This is a genomic window from Kitasatospora sp. HUAS MG31 (genome assembly GCF_040571325.1).
GTDB lineage: Bacteria > Actinomycetota > Actinomycetes > Streptomycetales > Streptomycetaceae > Kitasatospora > Kitasatospora camelliae.
In genome coordinates, this window is record NZ_CP159872.1 from 6,652,115 (window position 1) to 6,668,798 (window position 16,684).

16 protein-coding genes are annotated in these 16,684 nt (G+C 73.9%); 7 read left to right on the forward strand and 9 right to left on the reverse strand.

Features of this window, described 5'->3' with window-relative positions:
* Window positions 1-2: 2 nt before the first annotated feature.
* Both ABWK59_RS29680 and ABWK59_RS29685 read left to right on the forward strand, forming a co-directional pair.
* Entirely contained in the window at window positions 3-2,237 is a 2,235-nt protein-coding gene (locus ABWK59_RS29680; RefSeq protein ID WP_354643719.1) for an MMPL family transporter, read from the forward strand.
* Window positions 2,238-2,523: 286 nt separating this feature from the next.
* On the forward strand, window positions 2,524-3,180 hold the full coding sequence (locus ABWK59_RS29685; protein ID WP_354643721.1) for a hypothetical protein: 657 nt from the start codon (window positions 2,524-2,526) through the stop codon (window positions 3,178-3,180).
* Between the two features lie 47 nt (window positions 3,181-3,227).
* On the opposite strand, the gene ABWK59_RS29690 is transcribed toward ABWK59_RS29685, so the two are convergent.
* Both ABWK59_RS29690 and ABWK59_RS29695 read right to left on the reverse strand, forming a co-directional pair.
* Window positions 3,228-4,868 carry an FAD-binding oxidoreductase gene (locus ABWK59_RS29690; protein WP_354643722.1) on the reverse strand — a complete coding sequence of 547 codons (1,641 nt, stop codon included), beginning with the start codon at window positions 4,866-4,868 and terminating at the stop codon, window positions 3,228-3,230.
* 145 nt (window positions 4,869-5,013) lie between these two features.
* Window positions 5,014-6,633, reverse strand: a complete 1,620-nt coding sequence (locus ABWK59_RS29695) for an ADP-ribosyltransferase domain-containing protein (protein ID WP_354643723.1) — start codon at window positions 6,631-6,633, stop codon at window positions 5,014-5,016.
* A gap of 216 nt (window positions 6,634-6,849) precedes the next feature.
* On the opposite strand from ABWK59_RS29695, the gene ABWK59_RS29700 reads away from it, so the two are divergent.
* A complete protein-coding gene (locus ABWK59_RS29700) occupies window positions 6,850-7,566 on the forward strand; it encodes a macro domain-containing protein (protein WP_354643724.1) in 717 nt (238 codons plus the stop codon).
* Window positions 7,567-7,743: 177 nt separating this feature from the next.
* Here ABWK59_RS29700 and ABWK59_RS29705 read toward each other — a convergent pair whose 3' ends face one another.
* Window positions 7,744-8,463, reverse strand: a complete 720-nt coding sequence (locus tag ABWK59_RS29705; protein ID WP_354643725.1) for a TNT domain-containing protein — start codon at window positions 8,461-8,463, stop codon at window positions 7,744-7,746.
* Window positions 8,464-8,775: 312 nt separating this feature from the next.
* Here ABWK59_RS29705 and ABWK59_RS29710 point away from each other — a divergent pair, with 312 nt between their 5' ends.
* Window positions 8,776-9,126 carry a hypothetical protein gene (locus ABWK59_RS29710; RefSeq protein ID WP_354643726.1) on the forward strand — a complete coding sequence of 117 codons (351 nt, stop codon included), beginning with the start codon at window positions 8,776-8,778 and terminating at the stop codon, window positions 9,124-9,126.
* 113 nt (window positions 9,127-9,239) lie between these two features.
* Here the strand turns inward: ABWK59_RS29710 and ABWK59_RS29715 are convergent, their stop codons facing one another.
* Window positions 9,240-9,467, reverse strand: coding sequence for a hypothetical protein (locus ABWK59_RS29715; RefSeq protein ID WP_354643727.1), 228 nt, complete (start codon window positions 9,465-9,467; stop codon window positions 9,240-9,242).
* A 420-nt stretch (window positions 9,468-9,887) separates the two neighbouring features.
* Here ABWK59_RS29715 and ABWK59_RS29720 point away from each other — a divergent pair, with 420 nt between their 5' ends.
* Entirely contained in the window at window positions 9,888-10,091 is a 204-nt protein-coding gene (locus tag ABWK59_RS29720) for a cold-shock protein (protein ID WP_030916923.1), read from the forward strand.
* Between the two features lie 91 nt (window positions 10,092-10,182).
* On the opposite strand, the gene ABWK59_RS29725 is transcribed toward ABWK59_RS29720, so the two are convergent.
* Window positions 10,183-10,983, reverse strand: a complete 801-nt coding sequence (locus tag ABWK59_RS29725) for an exodeoxyribonuclease III (RefSeq protein WP_354643728.1) — start codon at window positions 10,981-10,983, stop codon at window positions 10,183-10,185.
* Between the two features lie 253 nt (window positions 10,984-11,236).
* Between ABWK59_RS29725 and ABWK59_RS29730 the strand changes: the two genes are divergently transcribed.
* Window positions 11,237-12,004: a GntR family transcriptional regulator gene (locus ABWK59_RS29730; protein WP_354643729.1), complete on the forward strand. Its 768-nt coding sequence runs from the start codon at window positions 11,237-11,239 to the stop codon at window positions 12,002-12,004.
* Window positions 12,005-12,088: 84 nt separating this feature from the next.
* Here ABWK59_RS29730 and ABWK59_RS29735 read toward each other — a convergent pair whose 3' ends face one another.
* Both ABWK59_RS29735 and ABWK59_RS29740 read right to left on the reverse strand, forming a co-directional pair.
* The gene (locus tag ABWK59_RS29735; protein WP_354643730.1) at window positions 12,089-13,249 is read right to left on the reverse strand and encodes an ROK family protein; all 1,161 of its coding nucleotides are present in this window, start codon (window positions 13,247-13,249) and stop codon (window positions 12,089-12,091) included.
* Between the two features lie 292 nt (window positions 13,250-13,541).
* Window positions 13,542-14,198: a class I SAM-dependent methyltransferase gene (locus ABWK59_RS29740; RefSeq protein ID WP_354643731.1), complete on the reverse strand. Its 657-nt coding sequence runs from the start codon at window positions 14,196-14,198 to the stop codon at window positions 13,542-13,544.
* Window positions 14,199-14,331: 133 nt separating this feature from the next.
* Here ABWK59_RS29740 and ABWK59_RS29745 point away from each other — a divergent pair, with 133 nt between their 5' ends.
* Window positions 14,332-14,805: a GNAT family N-acetyltransferase gene (locus ABWK59_RS29745; RefSeq protein ID WP_354643732.1), complete on the forward strand. Its 474-nt coding sequence runs from the start codon at window positions 14,332-14,334 to the stop codon at window positions 14,803-14,805.
* Between the two features lie 23 nt (window positions 14,806-14,828).
* Here the strand turns inward: ABWK59_RS29745 and ABWK59_RS29750 are convergent, their stop codons facing one another.
* A complete protein-coding gene (locus tag ABWK59_RS29750) occupies window positions 14,829-16,049 on the reverse strand; it encodes a saccharopine dehydrogenase family protein (protein ID WP_354643734.1) in 1,221 nt (406 codons plus the stop codon).
* Between the two features lie 118 nt (window positions 16,050-16,167).
* The gene (locus ABWK59_RS29755; RefSeq protein WP_354643735.1) at window positions 16,168-16,665 is read right to left on the reverse strand and encodes a cupredoxin domain-containing protein; all 498 of its coding nucleotides are present in this window, start codon (window positions 16,663-16,665) and stop codon (window positions 16,168-16,170) included.
* Between the last annotated feature and the right edge of the window lie 19 nt (window positions 16,666-16,684).

Here is a 16,684-nt window from a genome sequence, read left to right on the forward strand (position 1 = left end):
CAATGGCGTCGTCCCGGCAGCGCAGCTCCGCGCCGGCCACCGCACCCGTGAAGCGCGGGGCGCTGCGCCGGCTGGGCGAGTGGTGTGCCCGGCACTCGGTCGTCGTCCTGGTGCTCTGGCTGGTGGCGCTGGCCGGCATCCAGGTGATCGACCGCGCGGTGGGCGGCACCTACTCGGACGACTTCTCGCTCTCCGACACCCAGGCCTCCGAGGGCCGGGACGTGCTGACGGCGCACCAGCCCGCGGCCGGCGGCACCAGTGCCCAGGTGGTGCTGCACGACGCCCAGCCGCTGACCTCCTTCCCGAGCCAGGTGGACCAGGCGGTCGCCTCGCTGCAGCAGCTGCCGCACGTGCAGTCCGCGCAGAGCCCGTTGCCGCCGCCCGGCCAGCCCGCCCCGCCCGGCGGGCCGCTCGCGGCGAACGGCCAGACCGGCTACATCACCGTGCGGTTCGACGTGAACCCGAGCACCCTCGGCGACGAGTACCTGGACGGCGTGGACGCGGCGGTCGCCCCGCTGCGGGACGCCGGGGTGGAGGTGGAGTACGGCGGGCCGCTGGGCGAGCTGGCCCGGCCGGCCGCCGACGACCGGGTCAGCGAGCTGATCGGCTTCGGGGTGGCGATCGTCGTCCTGCTGATCGGCTTCGGCAGCGTGATCGCGGCGGGCCTGCCGCTGGTGACCGCGCTGATCGGGGCGATCTGCGGCCTGGGCCTGCTCGGCCTGCTGGCCGCGGCCACCACCTTCGCCACCGTCGCCCCCACCCTGGCCACGATGATCGGCATCGGCGTGGGCATCGACTACGCCCTCTTCCTGCTGACCAGGCACCGGCAGAGCCTGATGGACGGCAGGGACCCGGTGTCCGCCGCCGGCCACGCGGTGGCCACCAGCGGCCGCGCGGTGCTGGTCTCCGGCTGCACGGTGATCATCGCGCTGGCGGGCCTGACCGTCTCCCGGGTGAGCTTCATCGCCAAGCTCGGCCTGGCCGCCGGGGTGACCGTGGTCTCCGCGGTCGCGGCCGCGCTGACCCTGCTGCCCGCGCTGATGGGCCTGATCGGACGGCGGATGGACCGCTGGAGCGTGCACCGGCCGGTCGCCGAGACCGGGGCCGCGCCGGGCGAGGAGATCACCGGCACCTGGCACCGCTACGCCCAGCGGGTGGAGCGCAAGCCCTGGTGGTTCCTGGCCGCCGGACTGGTCACGATCGGCATCCTGGCCGTCCCGCTGTTCTCCATCCAGCTCGGCCACATCGACGACGGCGCCGACCCGACCAGCTTCACCGACCGCCGCGCCTTCGACCTGATGTCCGACGCCTTCGGGCCGGGGTCCAACGGCCCGATCACCGTGGTGGTCGACCAGAGCGCCGTCCCGGCCGACGCCCGCGCCGGGCTGCAGAGCACGGTGCAGCAGGCGCTGACCGACGTGCCGCACGCGGCGAGCTCCTCGCCGCTGCAGACCAGCACGGACGGCCAGGTGCTGTTCAACACCGTCACCCCGGCCCAGCGGCCGCAGGGCGAGCAGACCACCGAGCTGGTCAACGACCTCGCCGACACCGTGCTGCCGCAGGCCGTGGCCGGCACCGGCGCCACCGCGTACGTCACCGGCACCACCGCCGCCCAGGTGGAGTTCCGCAACATCGTGGCGAGCCGGCTGCTGCTGATCATCGCCGTGGTGGTCGGACTGGCGTTCCTGATCATCCTGATCGTCTTCCGCGGGCTGCTGATCGCGGTCAAGGCCGCCGTGCTCAACCTGCTGTCCATCGCCGCCTCGTACGGCGTGGTGGTGGCGGTGTTCCAGTGGGGCTGGGGCGGTCCCGCGCTCGGGGTGTCGGGGACCGTGCCGATCGAGAGCTATGTGCCGATGATGATGTTCGCCATCGTCTTCGGCCTCAGCATGGACTACGAGATCTTCCTGCTCTCCCGGGTGCACGAGGCGTGGCTGCGGACCGGCGACAGCCGGGGGAGCGTGGCGCACGCCCTGGAGATCACCGCCCGGGTGATCACCTGCGCCGCCCTGATCATGGTCAGCGTGTTCGCGGCCTTCATCGTCAGCGACAACATCGTCATCAAGATGATGGGCCTCGGACTGGCCGTCAGCGTGCTGATCGACGCCACCGTCGTCCGCCTGCTGCTGGTGCCGGCGGTGATGACCCTGCTCGGCCCGGCCGCCTGGTGGACGCCGCGGTTCCTCGACCGGCTCCTGCCGCACATCGACACCGAGGGCGAGGGCGAGGAGGCCTGACGCGTCGTCGTACCCGAACCGCCGCACCACGGCGGCCCGGGGCCCGGCCCGCGCCCGCCGGCCGGGCGAACCCGTCGGTAGCAATCGCTAGAGTGTCCGGAAGTCGGGACGGCAGCGCACCGCGCCGTCCGACGCACCCGCCATCCTGAGGTCCCGTCAGGAGCGACGCGCCGCGTGTCCAGGGGAGACCGGCACCTCGCCGAACGGCCCCGGACGCCGCCCCGGCCGCGCCCCGGGCACCGTTCCCCGACGGGCGATCTCCGAGCAGTCTTCTCACAGGAGAACCATGAGAACCACCTCGCGTCCGGCGCGCATCGCCGTCCGCGCCCTGGCCCTGGCCGCCGCCGGCGTCCTCGTCGCCGCGCCGAGCGCCTCCGCCGCCAACCAGGGCATCGTCAACCCCGGCTTCGAGGACGGCAGCAGCGCCGCCTGGGGCGAAGTCTCCGTGGACGACTGGTACGTCCGCGGCATGTGGGGCCACCTGATCACCGACGACGCGGCCTACCCCGCCCACTCGGGCACCTGGAAGGCCCGGCTCGGCGGCTACGGCTACCGGGGCCCGATCGGCCACCGGATCGTCCAGGACGTCACCATCCCCGCGTACCGGGTCCCGGTGCTCTCGTTCTGGATGAAGAGCGACTACGCCGGCGTCGGCCACCGGCTGACCGTCGAGGCGGTCACCGAGGACGGCACCCGCACCCCGCTCTACACCCGGTACAACGCGGCCGGCAGCGCCGGCGGCTACGAGCAGGCCACCGTCACCCTGCCGGACGCCTTCTACTCCGGCACCACCCGCAAGGTCAGCCTGGAGTTCACGCACTGGGAGGAGGGCGGCAACACCACGCCGTTCCTGATCGACGACGTGAGCCTGGAGTACCGCTACAAGATCTACAAGCCGATCGTGGACCTGCCGAGGTTCCCCTTCAAGCCCTTCAGCTCCTAAGGCCGACCGCCGGCCCCGCGCCCCTCAGGGGGTGCCGGGCCGGTGGCTCACCCGGCCGGGACGGACTGCGGGAAGTGGAACAGGCCCTGCGGGTCGTACGCCCGCTTCACCTGCCGGAGCCGGGCCGCGTTCGCGCCGTAGTACGCCTGCTCCCACCCCTCCAGGCGCGGGTCGGTGTAGTTCAGGTACGCCCCGCCGCCCGCGGACGGGCGCATCGCCGACCACACGCCGTCCAGCCACGCCCGGGACTGGTCCGGGCCGGGCCCGCCGCCCGAACCGGACGGGAAGTTGGCGATGTACTGCGCCAGGAACAGCGCCCCGCGGTGCACGAACGCGGTGTCACCGGCGCCCACTCGGTTCACCGCCCCGCCCAGCGCGTCCAGCGCCACTCCGGCACTCCCGCCGTCCGGAACCGCCCGCGCGTAGCCCTCCACCGCCGCCAGCAGCGCGGCCGTCCCACCCCCGTCCAGCGCCCGGGTGAAGAAGTCCGAACGGGCCGCGTACGACACCCGCGACAGCCGGCCCTGCGGCGCCTGACCCGGCAGATCCCCCGGCAGGTGGGCCTGCGCCTGCGACCGGCCGGCCACCCCGCCCATCACCCGCATGGTCTCCAGGTACGAGGCGGCATGCAGCGAGGCCGAGGCTGGCGCGACGCCCAACCGGTCGATCAGATCGGACAGTTCGCCCTTGGAGCCGAGCAGGTTGACGGTGGCGGACACCTCCAGCCGGCCGTCCGGCCAGGCGTCCAGGTGCAGGCTCGACCACAGCGCGTCCGGCGCACCCGGCGCCCACGCCTGCCACGCCCGCAGCACGGCCGCCGCCTGCGACCAGCGCCAGGTGAGGAATCCGTACGCGCAGTCCGCCGCCGGATGCGTCCGGAACTCCAGCGAGGTCACCACCCCGAAGTTGCCGCCGCCACCCCCGCGCAGCGCCCAGAACAGCTCCGGCTCCGACCCGGCGTCCACCCGCAGCACCCGCCCGTCGGCCGCCACCACCTCCGCCGCCGTCAGACTGTCGCAGGTCAGCCCGTACGCCCGGCAGGTCACCCCGAGCCCGCCGCCCAGCGTCAGGCCGGTGACGCCCACACTCGGACAGGTACCGGCCGGCACGGTGGCGCCGGTGGCCGCCAGCCCCGCGTAGACGTCGATCAGCCGCGCCCCCGCACCCACCACCGCCGTCCCGCCCGACGCCCGGACGGCGTCCAGCCGGCCCACGTCCAGCACCATCCCCGGACCGGAGGACCAGCCCGCGTAGCTGTGGCCTCCGCTGCGGAGGGCCACCGGGACGCCGAACCGGCGCGCGAACGCCAGGCACTCCACCACGTCCTGGGCACCCGCGGGGTACACCACGCCCGCCGGGTGGAGGGAGTCGAACTGCGGCTGGTAGAGCCGGCTCGCGGCCGGGTAGCGCGCGTCACCGGGCAGTACCACGGTGCCGTCGACACCGGCGGCGAGGGCCGACCAGTCGGCGGGAGTGGCGGGCGAGGGGGACACCGTCGCCGTGGGGGGCGGCGTGGGGGCGGGGGTCGCCGGTGCGGTCGGGGCCGGGGTGGGGGAGGTGGCGGGCTGGGAGGGCTGCGCGGTGCCGCCGCCCTCGCACGCCGCGGCCCCGGCGACCGCCGCCGCCCCGGCACCCCACCGCAGCACGGCCCGCCGGGACACCCGGCCCCGCCGGACGCCGTCGCCCATACCCGTCTCCGTTCGCTCGGTCCCCCGATTCTGCCCGCGCCGGACGACCGGAGGACACCGGGGTGCACCCGAGGCGACCGGGTGCGCCCTCGACGCGTGCACCCGGGGTGACCGGCCGGGTCCCGCCCGCGACGGCCGGCGGTACTCAGGACACCAGCGGCGGCTCGGCGCGCTCCGTCAGCCGCACCGTGCACAGGCCGCCGCGCTCCGACCGGATCTCGGTGACCTCCAGCTGGGTGCCCGGCAGCAGGATGTACTCCTCCTCCCCGGTGAACGCGGAGAAGTCGCGGATCCCCACCGCCCGGGCCGGCACCACCTCGAAGAGCGTCCGCTTGCCGCGGCTGCCCAGGAAGGCCCGGGCCACGCCGAGCTCCGAGGTGCACGAGGACACGCCCCACCAGGTCACGGTCTTCCCGAGCGGGTACTGCGCCCGCAGGTCCAGGGAGACGCCCCGCCACAGCGGCTCGGTGCGGGCCGGCAGCTGCGACACCGCCGCGAACAGCAGCCGCAGGTACGGCAGATAGGGGACCAGCCGGGAGCGGTCCGGGGAGCGCAGCACGGCGTTGATCTCCCGGTAGAACGCCGACTCGCAGGTGTACAGGTAGAGCGCGGCGACCGCGTCCGCCGACAGCGTGCCGGCCGCCTCGTCCGCCCGCCGCTTGCCGAACTCGTACGACCGCTCGATGTGCCGGTCCAGGCCGCGCAGCACCTGCGCCACCGGCGCGGCCGCGTCCCGGAAGTCCATCAGCGGGGTGTCGAACACGCCGGTGATCTCGGGCAGGACGAGACCCTCGTCCTTGACGCTGGAGAGCCGGTCCAGGTACAGCTGGTGCAGCTCCATGGTGGAGGCGATGAAGGCGCCCATCCGCTCGGAGACCCCGCCCTCCGCCCCGCCGCTCCCGGCGGCCTGCGCGTCCCAGCCCTTCGCGGGCAGCCAGTCCACCGGGTCCGCGCCCACCGAGGCGAGGGCGTCGTTCACCATCCCGAAGTGGTCGCCGTCGCAGAAGATGTCGCCCTGCGCCGCCGGGTTGGCGTGGTCGATGTGCCGGACCTCGACCTCCGGGTACTTCTCCTGGAGCCGCTGGACGACCTTCTTCAGGCTGCGCGCGTGCGCCCCCCACCAGGCGAAGACGACACCCCGGTCCTCCTCGGGGGCGGTCTGCTTGGCCTTGAGGATCTCCTCGACGATCCGCTCGGCGACCGGCCGCCAGAACGCGGTGTGCCGGTCGGTGCCGACCGCGCCGTCGGCACTCGCGGTGAGCGAGGCGTTGAGCAGCAGCACGCCCTGGGTGAGCATCGCCTGGAACCACTCCGGCGGCTGGACGGTGTCCTGCTCCTTCAGCAGCTTCCGGACGTCGGCGATCGGGGTCTTCTTGGCGATGCCGTACTTCCACATCGCCGCCGCCTTGATGATGCAGCGGATGCTGACCACCCGGCCGAACTGGCTGTCCTTCCAGTCGTGGAAGGTGTTGTCGAACATCGCGATGCCGGTGGCGCTCTCCGGCCGCGGGTACGGGTTCTGGCCGAAGACGACCACCTTCCACCGGTGCGGCGCGTTGGGCTTGAGCGCCTGGAAGGTGAGCTCCCGGACCGGCACCACCTCGGGGCTGCGGCCCGGGCCGATGAACGCCGCAGCATCCGGCTGCGCCTCGACCACCGGCTTCAGCAGCGGCAGCCACGGCTCGCCGCCGCCCGCGAACAGGTCGGTGAGGGCCAGCGGGTCGTTCGGGTCGGGCGTGGCGGGGGTGGTGGCGGCGTCGCTCATGGTGGCGGTACTCCGGGTGTCGGACCGTGCGGAAGAAGGGGGCGAGGGGACGTCAGCCGGTGTTCCGGCGGGCCCCGATGCACCCTTCCTATCGACCGGGTGTGACAACCGGCGGGCGGTCGCCGGGCCGGCGGTCCGGCCGCGGACGCCCTGTCAGTGGGCCCCGCTAGCTTCGGAACCACTCACCCCGGCGACCCCTCCCGATCGGAGCGACCCATGACCGCTGACCAGGCGAACGACCAGGCGAAGGACCAGACGGAGCCCTCGCTCAAGGTGGTGCTGACCGACGTCAACCCGGCGGTGGTGGAGGCGTGGCGCGCCGCCTTCGCCGACACCCCCGAGATCGAGATCCGCCCGGGCTCGATCCTCGACCAGGAGGTCGACGCCTGGGTCAGTCCCACCAACTCCCGCGGCCGGATGGACGGCGGGGTCGACGCCGTCATCAAGCGGCACCTCGGCGCGGGCATCCAGCTGCGGGTCCAGCGGGCGATCCGCTCCCGCTTCGCCGGATCGCTCCCGGTGGGCAGCGCGGTGTGCGTCCCGTCCGGGGCGACCAACCCGCGGTTCCTGATCTCCACGCCCACCATGGAGGCGTCCTCCCAGGACGTCAGCGAGACCCTGAACGTGGCCCTGGCCTGCGCCGCCGCGTTCCAGGCGATCCACCGTCAGAACGCGGCCCAGCCCGGCAGCATCCGGTCGGTGGCCCTGGTCGGCATGGGCGCGCGGACCGGCCGGGTGCCGGCCCGGGTCTGCGCCAGCCTGATGTGGACGGGCTACACCCTCTTCAACGACCACTGCTTCGAGGACGACGACGACCTGCGCGCCACCGTCCTCGCACAGCTGGAGGACCTGGAGCAGGCCCCGGTCGAGACCCGGGTCCGGATCGCGCCCCCCGCCGGCTCCCGCTCCCGCTCCGCCGCCCGCAGCCGCTGACCGCACCCGGCAGCGCCGCACCTGGACGCGGAACGGTCGCGCGATCGGCGGGCCGCTCGGGGCCGACACCCTGTGCCTGGTGGCCATGGCGCAGCCGCTCACGCCGGGACGGGGGAGCGGTCCCGGCAGCACGGAACCGCCGCCCGCCGGGACCGCTCATCTCACCCGGGAAGCCACTCAGGAACCGTGGCCGTTGGCGTCGCCGACGCACCGCTCGGGCTCGGCGGTCCGCAGGTACTCGTGCTTGACGAGGTTGGCCACGTTGTAGGTCTCGGCCGGCTCGAAGTCGGACGGCTTGAGCGCCGGGTCGAGCCACTGCTGGTGGCCGAACCCCGGCTGGGCGAACCCGGCGGCGATGTGGCCCGTCTGGACGCGGAAGCCGCGGTTCACCACGTAGCAGTGGTAGTTGTACCCGTCGCCGTTGAGCGAGTCCGGCGGCAGGGCGCGCTTGGCGTACGGCGTCCCGCCGGTGGCGAGGTACTTGCCGGAGTCGGCCCCGAACCGGTCCAGCGTCCCGCCCGGGTCCACCGTCCGCTCGTGCATGTCGAGGACGCCGTTCCGCTCCGCGAAGCCGCGGTTGTCCGGGTACTTCCACTGGTTGCCGTCGCGGTACCAGCTGAGGAACTGGACCGGCTGCAGACCGCCGAGCCGGTGGTAGCCCTTCAGCAGGCTCGCCACCGGCCCCGTCCCCGGCAGCACGGCCGGGCCGAGCTCCTGCCGCCCGCAGTAGTACACGGTCGGGTCGTCGGGCGGCAGCAGGTCCGGACAGTCCGCGGGCAGGACCGCCCGGTGCGACGCCGTCCGCACCGGCGCGGCCACGGCGTCGCCGGCGGCGGCGAGGAAGGTCAGCGGCAGAGCCGCCGCCATGGACATCGAGACGAGCGTGGACGGACGCATACGCGGGCTCCAGTGGGACGCGGGAAGGAGGGCGACGCGAGCGCGGGTCATCCAGAGGAGTCATCCAGCGGTCGCTCCGTACCGCCATTGCACGCGCAAGCCGCTCCGTACGCGACGAAGCCCGGCGGTACCGGACCGGACAGCACCCCGCCGGGCTAATCCATATGACGATCAGTCAGATCGCCGGCCCTGCTCGGCCGGCCGATCAAGGGGCATGGGAGGATGGGCCCGTGAACGTCATGCGAAGGGGCCGTGCCTCGTAGGAATCCCGTCTCGCTCCGGCCCCGTGGGGTCGGGGTGCGGAGCCCGTGGGTGCGGTATCGCGACGTGCCCGGTCTGTCCGGCGCGGCGAACGCGGCGATCCGCCGTGCGGAGGGCGCCCGGTGGCTTCCCGGCCGGCTGTCGGCGGCGGTGAGCGTGTGGACCGCGCATGTCCACGGGAGCCGTCGTCGCCGGCGGCCGTGGGAGGCGGAGTTCACCTGTCCGTGCTGCGGTGAGGGCTGGGCCCGTGATCTGCTGGCGGAGGCGCTCCACGTCCTGCCCGGCCGGGCCGCGGGTGAACTCCGCAATCTCGTCGAGGAGTTGGACGCCGTCCTGCTCCGGCGCACCCACCACGACCCGCAGACCCCGGCCGACCTGCCGTGGTGGTACCGGCGGTGCTGACGCCATGGGTTCGCCCCGCCACAGCCTCCCGATCGGCTCGTGGTGGGAGCGCGAACCGCGTGCCGGCTACCTGGCGCGGAGGGTGACGACCTCCCCGGCGTCAGAGTTCGACCTCAGAGCTTGAACATCGCGGTGTACGGCTGGGGGATGCGTTCCTGCCGCGATCCGAAGTCGACGAGGACGGCGATCTCACCGTCGCCTTCGAGGCTGATGACCCGACCGAGGCCGTACCCGTCATGGGTGACCCGGTCGCCGACGGCGAAATGCTTGCGCGGTGCCTCGGGCTCGGTCTTGAAGGGGCTGGTGGGCAGGGGGCGGCGACCTGCTGGAAATTTTCTCATTCCATCCAGTATGCGCCGAGGAGCGCGAGTGCGGACCTTTCCCGCGCATACGAGTTCGAGCCGGCCCGGATGCCGCGCCCCCGCCGACTCGTCCTCCCCTCGGGCTCCGGCCCCGACGGGGCGCGGCCGGACGCCCAAGGGGCTTGCGCCTCACGCGAGTTCTCGGTCCACGCGACTCGAAATCGGCCACCCGTGGGGAGGGCTTCCGCGAAACCGCGGGTGAAATTCCCGCCGCTGCGGGCCGCGGCCTGCTACAGTCGACGTAGTTGCAGTAGTGGTTCCCATGAACTTTGTGTGCGCCTGCTGATGTATGGCAGGCGCATTTTTGTTTCCCGGCTCTTCCCCGGGTGGGCGCTCCACGCGGCGACTCGAAACCCGTGCTCTCCGTGTTTCGGACAGCCCCTTGAAGGAGATTTTTTTATGGCTAATGGCACTGTGAAGTGGTTCAACGCGGAGAAGGGCTTCGGCTTCATCGAGCAGGAGGGTGGCGGCCCGGACGTGTTCGCCCACTACTCGAACATCAACGCCTCCGGCTTCCGCGAGCTGCTCGAGGGCCAGAAGGTCGAGTTCGACGTCACGCAGGGCCAGAAGGGCCCGCAGGCCGAGAACATTCGCCCGCTGTAGTTTTCCCTGCCACGGCACCCGCCCGGCAGTGAGGGCCCGCACCGCGCACATGCGCGGTGCGGGCCCCTCGGCGTTCCGAGCCGCCGCCGGGTCAGACCTTGTGGTCGTAGACCGCGGTGACCGGGGCGTGGTCGGACCAGCGCTCGGTGTGGGCGGCGGCGCGTTCGACGCGGGCGTCGGTGGAGCGGGCGGCGAGGCCGGGGGTGGCGACCTGGTGGTCGATCCGCCAGCCGGCGTCGTTGTCGAAGGCCCGGCCGCGGTAGGACCACCAGGTGTAGGGGCCCTCCTGCTCGGGGTGGTGCTTGCGCAGCACGTCCACGTAGCCGACCTCGTCGAAGACCCGGCCGAGCCAGGCCCGCTCCTCGGGGAGGAAACCGGCCTTCTTCTGGTTGGTCTTCCAGTTCTTGATGTCGGCCTCGCGGTGGGCGATGTTCCAGTCGCCGCAGACCACGACCTCCCGGCCCTCGCCGGCCGCGCGGGCGCGCAGGGCGCCGAGGTGGACGAGGAATTCCGCCATGAAGCGCTCCTTCTCGTCCTGCCGTTCGGTGCCCACCTCCCCGGACGGCAGATAGAGGCTGGCGACCGTCACGCCCGGAAGGTCGATTTCGACGTATCTGCCCGAAGGGTCGAATTCCTCGGAGGTGAATCCGATCACCGAGCGCTCCGGCGCCCGCCGGGAGAGCACGGCCACACCCGCGCGCCCCTTCGCGGCCGCGGGCGCCCAGACCGCGTGCCACCCGGCCAGGTCCAGCTCCGCGGGCAGCTCCTCGGGCTCGGCCCGCACCTCCTGCAGGCAGACCACGTCGGCCTTGGTGTCGGCGAGCCACTGGGCGAAGCCCTTCTTCGCGGCCGCGCGGATGCCGTTGACGTTGACTGTAGTAACCGTGAACACCCCAGGAGGGTACCTGGGTCACCCTTGAGCGGTCCTGGAGCGACGGGTGTGATGTCCATGGCATGAACGGGGAAGAACACCGGGGTACAGCCGGGTCAACCTCCCGTCATTGGTCTTGACCATCTCCTCCGGCACCCCCTAGGGTCGCTTACTGCAAAGACCTTTAATAAAGAAGGACGGATAAAGCCCGCCCTCCCCACCTGCCGAAACACCCGGGGAGCGCGAGCCGCCGGGCTTCAGGGTGGAGGACACGGTGGGGCAAGGACAGCTCTCGGCGGTACCGGAGCCGAAGTACTGGCACCTGCGCACGGTTCTGGTGCGCACCATCGACGCCGAGTTCTCCACCGGCCAGATCCTGCCCAACGAGCGTGAGCTCGCCGCCCGCTTCGGCGTGGCGCGGGCCACCCTGCGGCAGGCTCTGGACCAGCTGGAGCTGGAGGGCCGCCTGGTCCGCCGCCGCGGCATCGGCACGGTGATCGCCGCACCCCGGGTCGGCGTCCCGGTCAACCGCGAGGAGGGCTGGCCCGGCGCCCAGCGCAGCCAGGCCTGGCGGGTGGTCGACTGCACGACCGCCCCCGCCACCCCCCAGATCGCCGCCCGCCTGGGCATCAAGCCGGGGGCGATCGTGCACACGGTCCGCCGGCTCCGCCTGGTCCAGGGCAAGGCGATGGCCGCCGAGTCGCTGTACGTGCCGGACGCCGCGGTGCCCAACCTGCCGGGCTTCACCGCCGAGGGCGACCGCGCCCGCTCGGTGCTCCGCCGGCTGGAGCGCCAGGGCATCGACGGCGAGTCCCGCTCGGTGGAGCTGGGCGTGGCCGAGGCCGCCGAGGCCGCCCTGCTGGAGCGCCCGCCGGGCACCCCCGTGCTGGTGGTCACCACCCAGTACGCGGCCGCCGGCAAGCTCGCCGCCCTCGCCGTCTCCACCTACCGGGCCGACACCTGCAAGCTCACCTTCGGCGAGACCGGTGCCGTCGAGGTCACCCCGGTGCCCGCGGACGCCGCCGTCCGCACCGCTTCCTGACGACGACCGAACGGTCGAACGGTCGAATGATCGAACGGCCGAGGCCGGTACGCGACCCGCGTACCGGCCCCGGCCGTCTTGCCGTCACCGGCCGGTGGCGCTCGGCGGGTCCACCGTGAACAACTGCTCCTCGACGTGGTCCAGCGCCACCCGCAGCGCGCCCATCGCCACCACCTCGGTGCCCAGCGCGGCCAGCGCCACCTCCGGCGCCCGCAGGCAGTACAGCGCCAACTGCTCGCGCAGCGGCTCCAGGACGCCGTCCAGCCCGGCCGCCCAGCCGCCGACCACCACCAACTGCGGGTCCAGGGCCAGCACCAGCGCGGCCACGTCGTGCACCAGCCGCCGCAGGAACCGGTCCGTGGCGACCCGCGCCACCTCGTCGCCCTCCCGGGCCAGCCGCAGCACCCGGGCCACCGCGGCCTCGTCCAGCGGGTCGAGCGGCTTGCCGGTGGTGGACAGCAGCCGCTCCGGGGTGGCCTCCTGGCCGAGCAGGTGCAGCGCGCCGATCTCGCCCGCCGCCCCGCCGTAACCGCGGTGCAGCCGGCCGTTGATCAGCGAACCGGCGCCCGGGCTCAGCCCGGCCATCACGAACACCACGTCACCCTTGCCGACCGCCGCGCCCTTCCAGTGCTCGGCGATGGCGGCCAGGTTGGCGTCGTTCTCGATCACCACCGGGCAGCGGAACGAGCGGCGCAGCCGGGCTCCGAGGTCCAGGCCGGTCCAGCCGGGCATCGCCGTGCCCAGGCGGACGGTGCCCTCGGCGTCCACGATCCCGGGCGTGCCCACGGCCACCGCCCACAGGCTGTCCCGGGACACCCCGGCCTTGCGCAGCACCTCCGCCACGGTGGTGCGGACCACGCCGAGCCGCTCCTCCGGGTCCAGGGTCTCGTCCACCGGCTTGGCGTGGCCGCCGACCACCTCGCCGGCCAGGTCGGCCAGCACCACCCGGACGTCGTGCACCCCGACCTCGACCCCGAGCACGTGCCCGGCCTCGGCGCGGAACCGGAACCAGCGGGCCGGCCGGCCGCGCCGACCGCCGCCGTCCTGACCGTGCTCCACCTCGGCGACCAGCCCGGACTCCACCAGGCCCTCGATCACGCCCTCGACCGTCGGCCGGGACAGGCCGGTGTCGCCCACCAGCTGGGTGAGGGTGACCGACTGCCCGTCCCGCAGCGCCCGCAGGGTCACCGCCGCATTGATCCGACGCAGCAGCGAGGAGTCCCCCCCGGTGAGCCGATCCGCCACAACGCCGCCCTTCCCGCGTACGCGCGACCGCCCTGGCGCGCGGTGCCGAGTGCGGGGACGGGCCGGCTTTCCGCCGGTCGGCTGCTCCCGCGTGAGTGCGCCCGCCCTGGCGCCACGACGGCGTGCCGCGGGCCCGGGGGGTCAGCCGGATGCTACCGGCGAGCCCCCGGGCCCGCGAGCGTTTCCGCAGCTCATCACGTATTTCGGTATGGAAACGGTACGGAGTCGGCGATCACCGCGTCGTTCACCGCGTGGGGCGGGTCCCGCCTCGCGGGTGCCCGTCCGCGGTCGGTCAGCGCAGCCGCCACACCGTCGAGGTCTTCACGGCCGTGTCCTCCAGGTCCGCCACCACCGGCACCCGGTACGAGGCCACCTCGGTGAACCGCTCGCGCGGCAGGTACGCCCGCCCCGGGTCGCCCACCAGCACCAGCGCCCCGCGGTCGCGCGCCCGCCGGAGGAACGGCAGTACCCGGTGGGCCATCGCCCGCTCGTAGAACACGTCCCCGGCCAGCACCACCTCGGCCGGGGCGCCGTCCCCGTCCAGCAGGTCCGCGCAGCGGGCGTCCACGTCGACCCCGTTGGCGGCGGCGTTGATGGCGATCGCGGCCACCGCGTAGTCGTCGATCTCGGCCGCGGTCACCGACCCGGCACCGCGCAGCGCGGCGGCGATGGACACCAGCCCGGACCCGGACGCCAGGTCCAGCACCGCCCGCCCGGCCACCGCCTCCGGGTGGTCCAGCACGTACCGGGCCACCGCCTGGCCGCCGGCCCACGCGAACGCCCAGAACGGCGGCGGCAGCCCGGCCTCGCCCTTCTCGGCCTCGGTCCGCTCCCAGAGCTCGATCGCCTCCTCGGCGAGGTGCAGCCGGACCTCGGGCACGAACGGCACCGGGGCGAGGCGGGTCTGGGTCCGGACGAAGTCCTCGACCGGGGAGGTGATGGCCGGCATGGCACTACTCCTCAGAACGCGGGGAGCGGGCTGGTCCGCCGACTCTACGCGATCTGACCGGCGCTCAGCGCGAACCGTACCACCCCGCGGAATTCCCGGCAGGAGGCGAATCCTTCCTGCTAGACAGGCCGCCATGACCGACGCACCCGTGATCCGCACCGCCGTCCCCGCGGACGTCCCCGCCCTGCTGGCCTTCTGGAGTCACGCCGCCGAGGGCACCAGCATCACCGACGACCCCGACGGCCTCGCCCGCCTGATCGACCGCGACGGCGCGGCCCTGCTGCTCGCCGAACGCTCCGGCACCCTGGTCGGCACCGTGATCGCCGGGTACGACGGCTGGCGCTGCCACCTCTACCGCCTCGCCGTCCACCCCGACCACCGGCGGCAGGGGGTGGCCACCGCCCTGCTGGGCGCCGCGGAGGAGCGGTTCCTCGCGCTGGGCGGGCGGCGCGGCGACGCGATGGTGCTGGTCGGGAACGCGCGGGCCCAGCTGGCGTGGCAGGCCGCCGGCTACCGGCAGGAGGAGCACTGGCGGCGGTGGACCAAGCCGCTCGGCGCCGAGAGAACGAGCCCTGTCAGGGCGGGAGGTGCCCCCACGCGCCCCTGAAGAACCACCTCGCCCCTGACGGACTACCTGCCGGGAGCCGAGGCGGGCGGGCCCGCCAGGACGGTGAAGCGGAGGCCGGCCGCCGTGAGGCGGGTGATCAGGGCCTGGCCCATCGCGGTGGCGGTGGTGAGCTGGCCGGAGGTCGCGGGGAGGTCGTCGAAGGCGAGGCAGAGCGCCGACTCGCCCAGCATCTTCGCCGTCTCGCCGTACCCCGGGTCGCCGCCCGACACCTCGGTGTACACCTGCCGGCCGCCGCTCTCGCCGAGGAACCTGACGGTGAACCAGCCCTTCGCCCGCCGTGCCTCGTCCGGTCCCTGGCCGGGCTTCCAGAGCGAGGACAGCGCCCGCCGCAGCACCGGCAGCTGGGCCGCCGCCGCGAGCAGTGCGAACCCGGCCGTCCCGCCGAGCGCCACGGGCAGCCGGCGGACCGCCGCGAAGTGGCCGTACGAGAAGTCCCGCCCGTACCCGGGGTCGGCGGCGGCCGAGCGGCCGACGATCACCGGGTCGATGGTGGGCAGCGGCACGATCCACGCCCGGGCGGCTCGCGACCGGCGCGGCAGGCCGGACACCGTCCGCAGCCGCCGTCCGCGGGTCGGGGGCTCGGCCGCCCGCCGCTCCCGCGCGGCCCGCGCGGCGGCCGCCGGCCGGGAGAGCACGGTCAGCGCGGTGGCGAAGGTCCCGCCGGAGAAGATGCCGCCGACCCGGACGAACCCGCGGACGGCCACCGGCGCCCCGCCGCCGGGTACGGCGTCCTCGCCGCGCAGGGCCTGGACCGTGAACAGCGCCCCGAGGTCGTGCGGCACCGAGTCGAACCCGCAGGCGTGCACCAGCCGGGCACCGGTCTCCACCGCGCGGCGGTGGTGCAGCAGGTACATCCGGTCGACGAACTCCGGCTCCCCGGTGAGGTCCACGTAGTCCGTCCCGGCGTCGGCGCAGGCCGCCACCAGCGGCTCGCCGTACGTCAGGTACGGGCCGACGGTGGAGATGACCACCCGGGTGGAGCCGGCGATCTCGCGCAGCGCCGTCCGGTCCGAGGCGTCGACGGTGAGCAGCGGCAGGTCGCCGCAGCGCGGGTCGATCGCGGCCAGCCGCCGGCGGACCGCCTCCAGCCGGCCCCGGTCGCGTCCGGCGAGCGCCCACCGGCAGTCGGCCGGGGCGCTGCGGGCCAGGTACTCGGCGGTCAGGCCGCCGGTGAAGCCGGTCGCACCGAACAGGACGAGGTCGTACGGGCGTTGCGCGGGCATGCCGTTCCCTACTGGCTGGTAGCGGGTGGCTGCCAACCTAGGGAGACTCCGGACGGGGTGTCAACGGGCCCGGGACGGTCGGCGGAGGTGTCCATGGGTTCGCGGCGCGGCGGGCGGATCAGCGGATCGTCAGGGTGCCCTTCATCTGCGGGTGGATGGTGCACAGGAAGGGGAAGCTGCCGCCGGACTGGCTCGGGGCCGTGATCACGGCGGTCTGCCCCGGGCTCAGGATGCCGGTGTCGAAGGCCCGGGACTCGGCGGTCAGGGTGTGCGCGGCCGTGTCCTGGTTGGTGACGGTGATGAGGGTGCCGGGGGCGACGTTGAGGGTGCTCGGCGTGAAGGCGAAGTTCTTGATGGTCACGCTGGTCGCCCCGGCCGAGAGGGAGGTGGTCGCCGGACCGGTGGGCGAGGCCGTCGTGGTACCGGTGGCTCCGCCGGTGGGGGAGGGCGAGGTCCGGGGGGAGGTGGTGCCGGTGGGCGACGGGGTGGGGGTGGGGGAGCTGGTGGTGGAGCCCTTGTCGTCGTCGGAACACGCCGCCAGGACCAGGGCGGCCATCGCGCCGCCCGCGCCCATCAGGAGCACTCGCCGACCCGCGTCGAAACCCTCGCTGCCCATGGTTGGTTCCCATCTCTCG

Bases quoted from the DNA above. Each gene is read 5' to 3' on its own strand.
- ABWK59_RS29680 (WP_354643719.1), top strand. From the start codon at position 3: ATGGCGTCGTCCCGGCAGCGCAGCTCCGCGCCGGCCACCGCACCCGTG.
- ABWK59_RS29685 (WP_354643721.1), top strand. From the start codon at position 2,524: ATGAGAACCACCTCGCGTCCGGCGCGCATCGCCGTCCGCGCCCTGGCC.
- ABWK59_RS29690 (WP_354643722.1), bottom strand. From the start codon at position 4,868: ATGGGCGACGGCGTCCGGCGGGGCCGGGTGTCCCGGCGGGCCGTGCTG.
- ABWK59_RS29695 (WP_354643723.1), bottom strand. From the start codon at position 6,633: ATGAGCGACGCCGCCACCACCCCCGCCACGCCCGACCCGAACGACCCG.
- ABWK59_RS29700 (WP_354643724.1), top strand. From the start codon at position 6,850: ATGACCGCTGACCAGGCGAACGACCAGGCGAAGGACCAGACGGAGCCC.
- ABWK59_RS29705 (WP_354643725.1), bottom strand. From the start codon at position 8,463: ATGCGTCCGTCCACGCTCGTCTCGATGTCCATGGCGGCGGCTCTGCCG.
- ABWK59_RS29715 (WP_354643727.1), bottom strand. From the start codon at position 9,467: ATGAGAAAATTTCCAGCAGGTCGCCGCCCCCTGCCCACCAGCCCCTTC.
- ABWK59_RS29720 (WP_030916923.1), top strand. From the start codon at position 9,888: ATGGCTAATGGCACTGTGAAGTGGTTCAACGCGGAGAAGGGCTTCGGC.
- ABWK59_RS29740 (WP_354643731.1), bottom strand. From the start codon at position 14,198: ATGCCGGCCATCACCTCCCCGGTCGAGGACTTCGTCCGGACCCAGACC.
- ABWK59_RS29745 (WP_354643732.1), top strand. From the start codon at position 14,332: ATGACCGACGCACCCGTGATCCGCACCGCCGTCCCCGCGGACGTCCCC.
- ABWK59_RS29750 (WP_354643734.1), bottom strand. From the start codon at position 16,049: ATGCCCGCGCAACGCCCGTACGACCTCGTCCTGTTCGGTGCGACCGGC.
- ABWK59_RS29755 (WP_354643735.1), bottom strand. From the start codon at position 16,665: ATGGGCAGCGAGGGTTTCGACGCGGGTCGGCGAGTGCTCCTGATGGGC.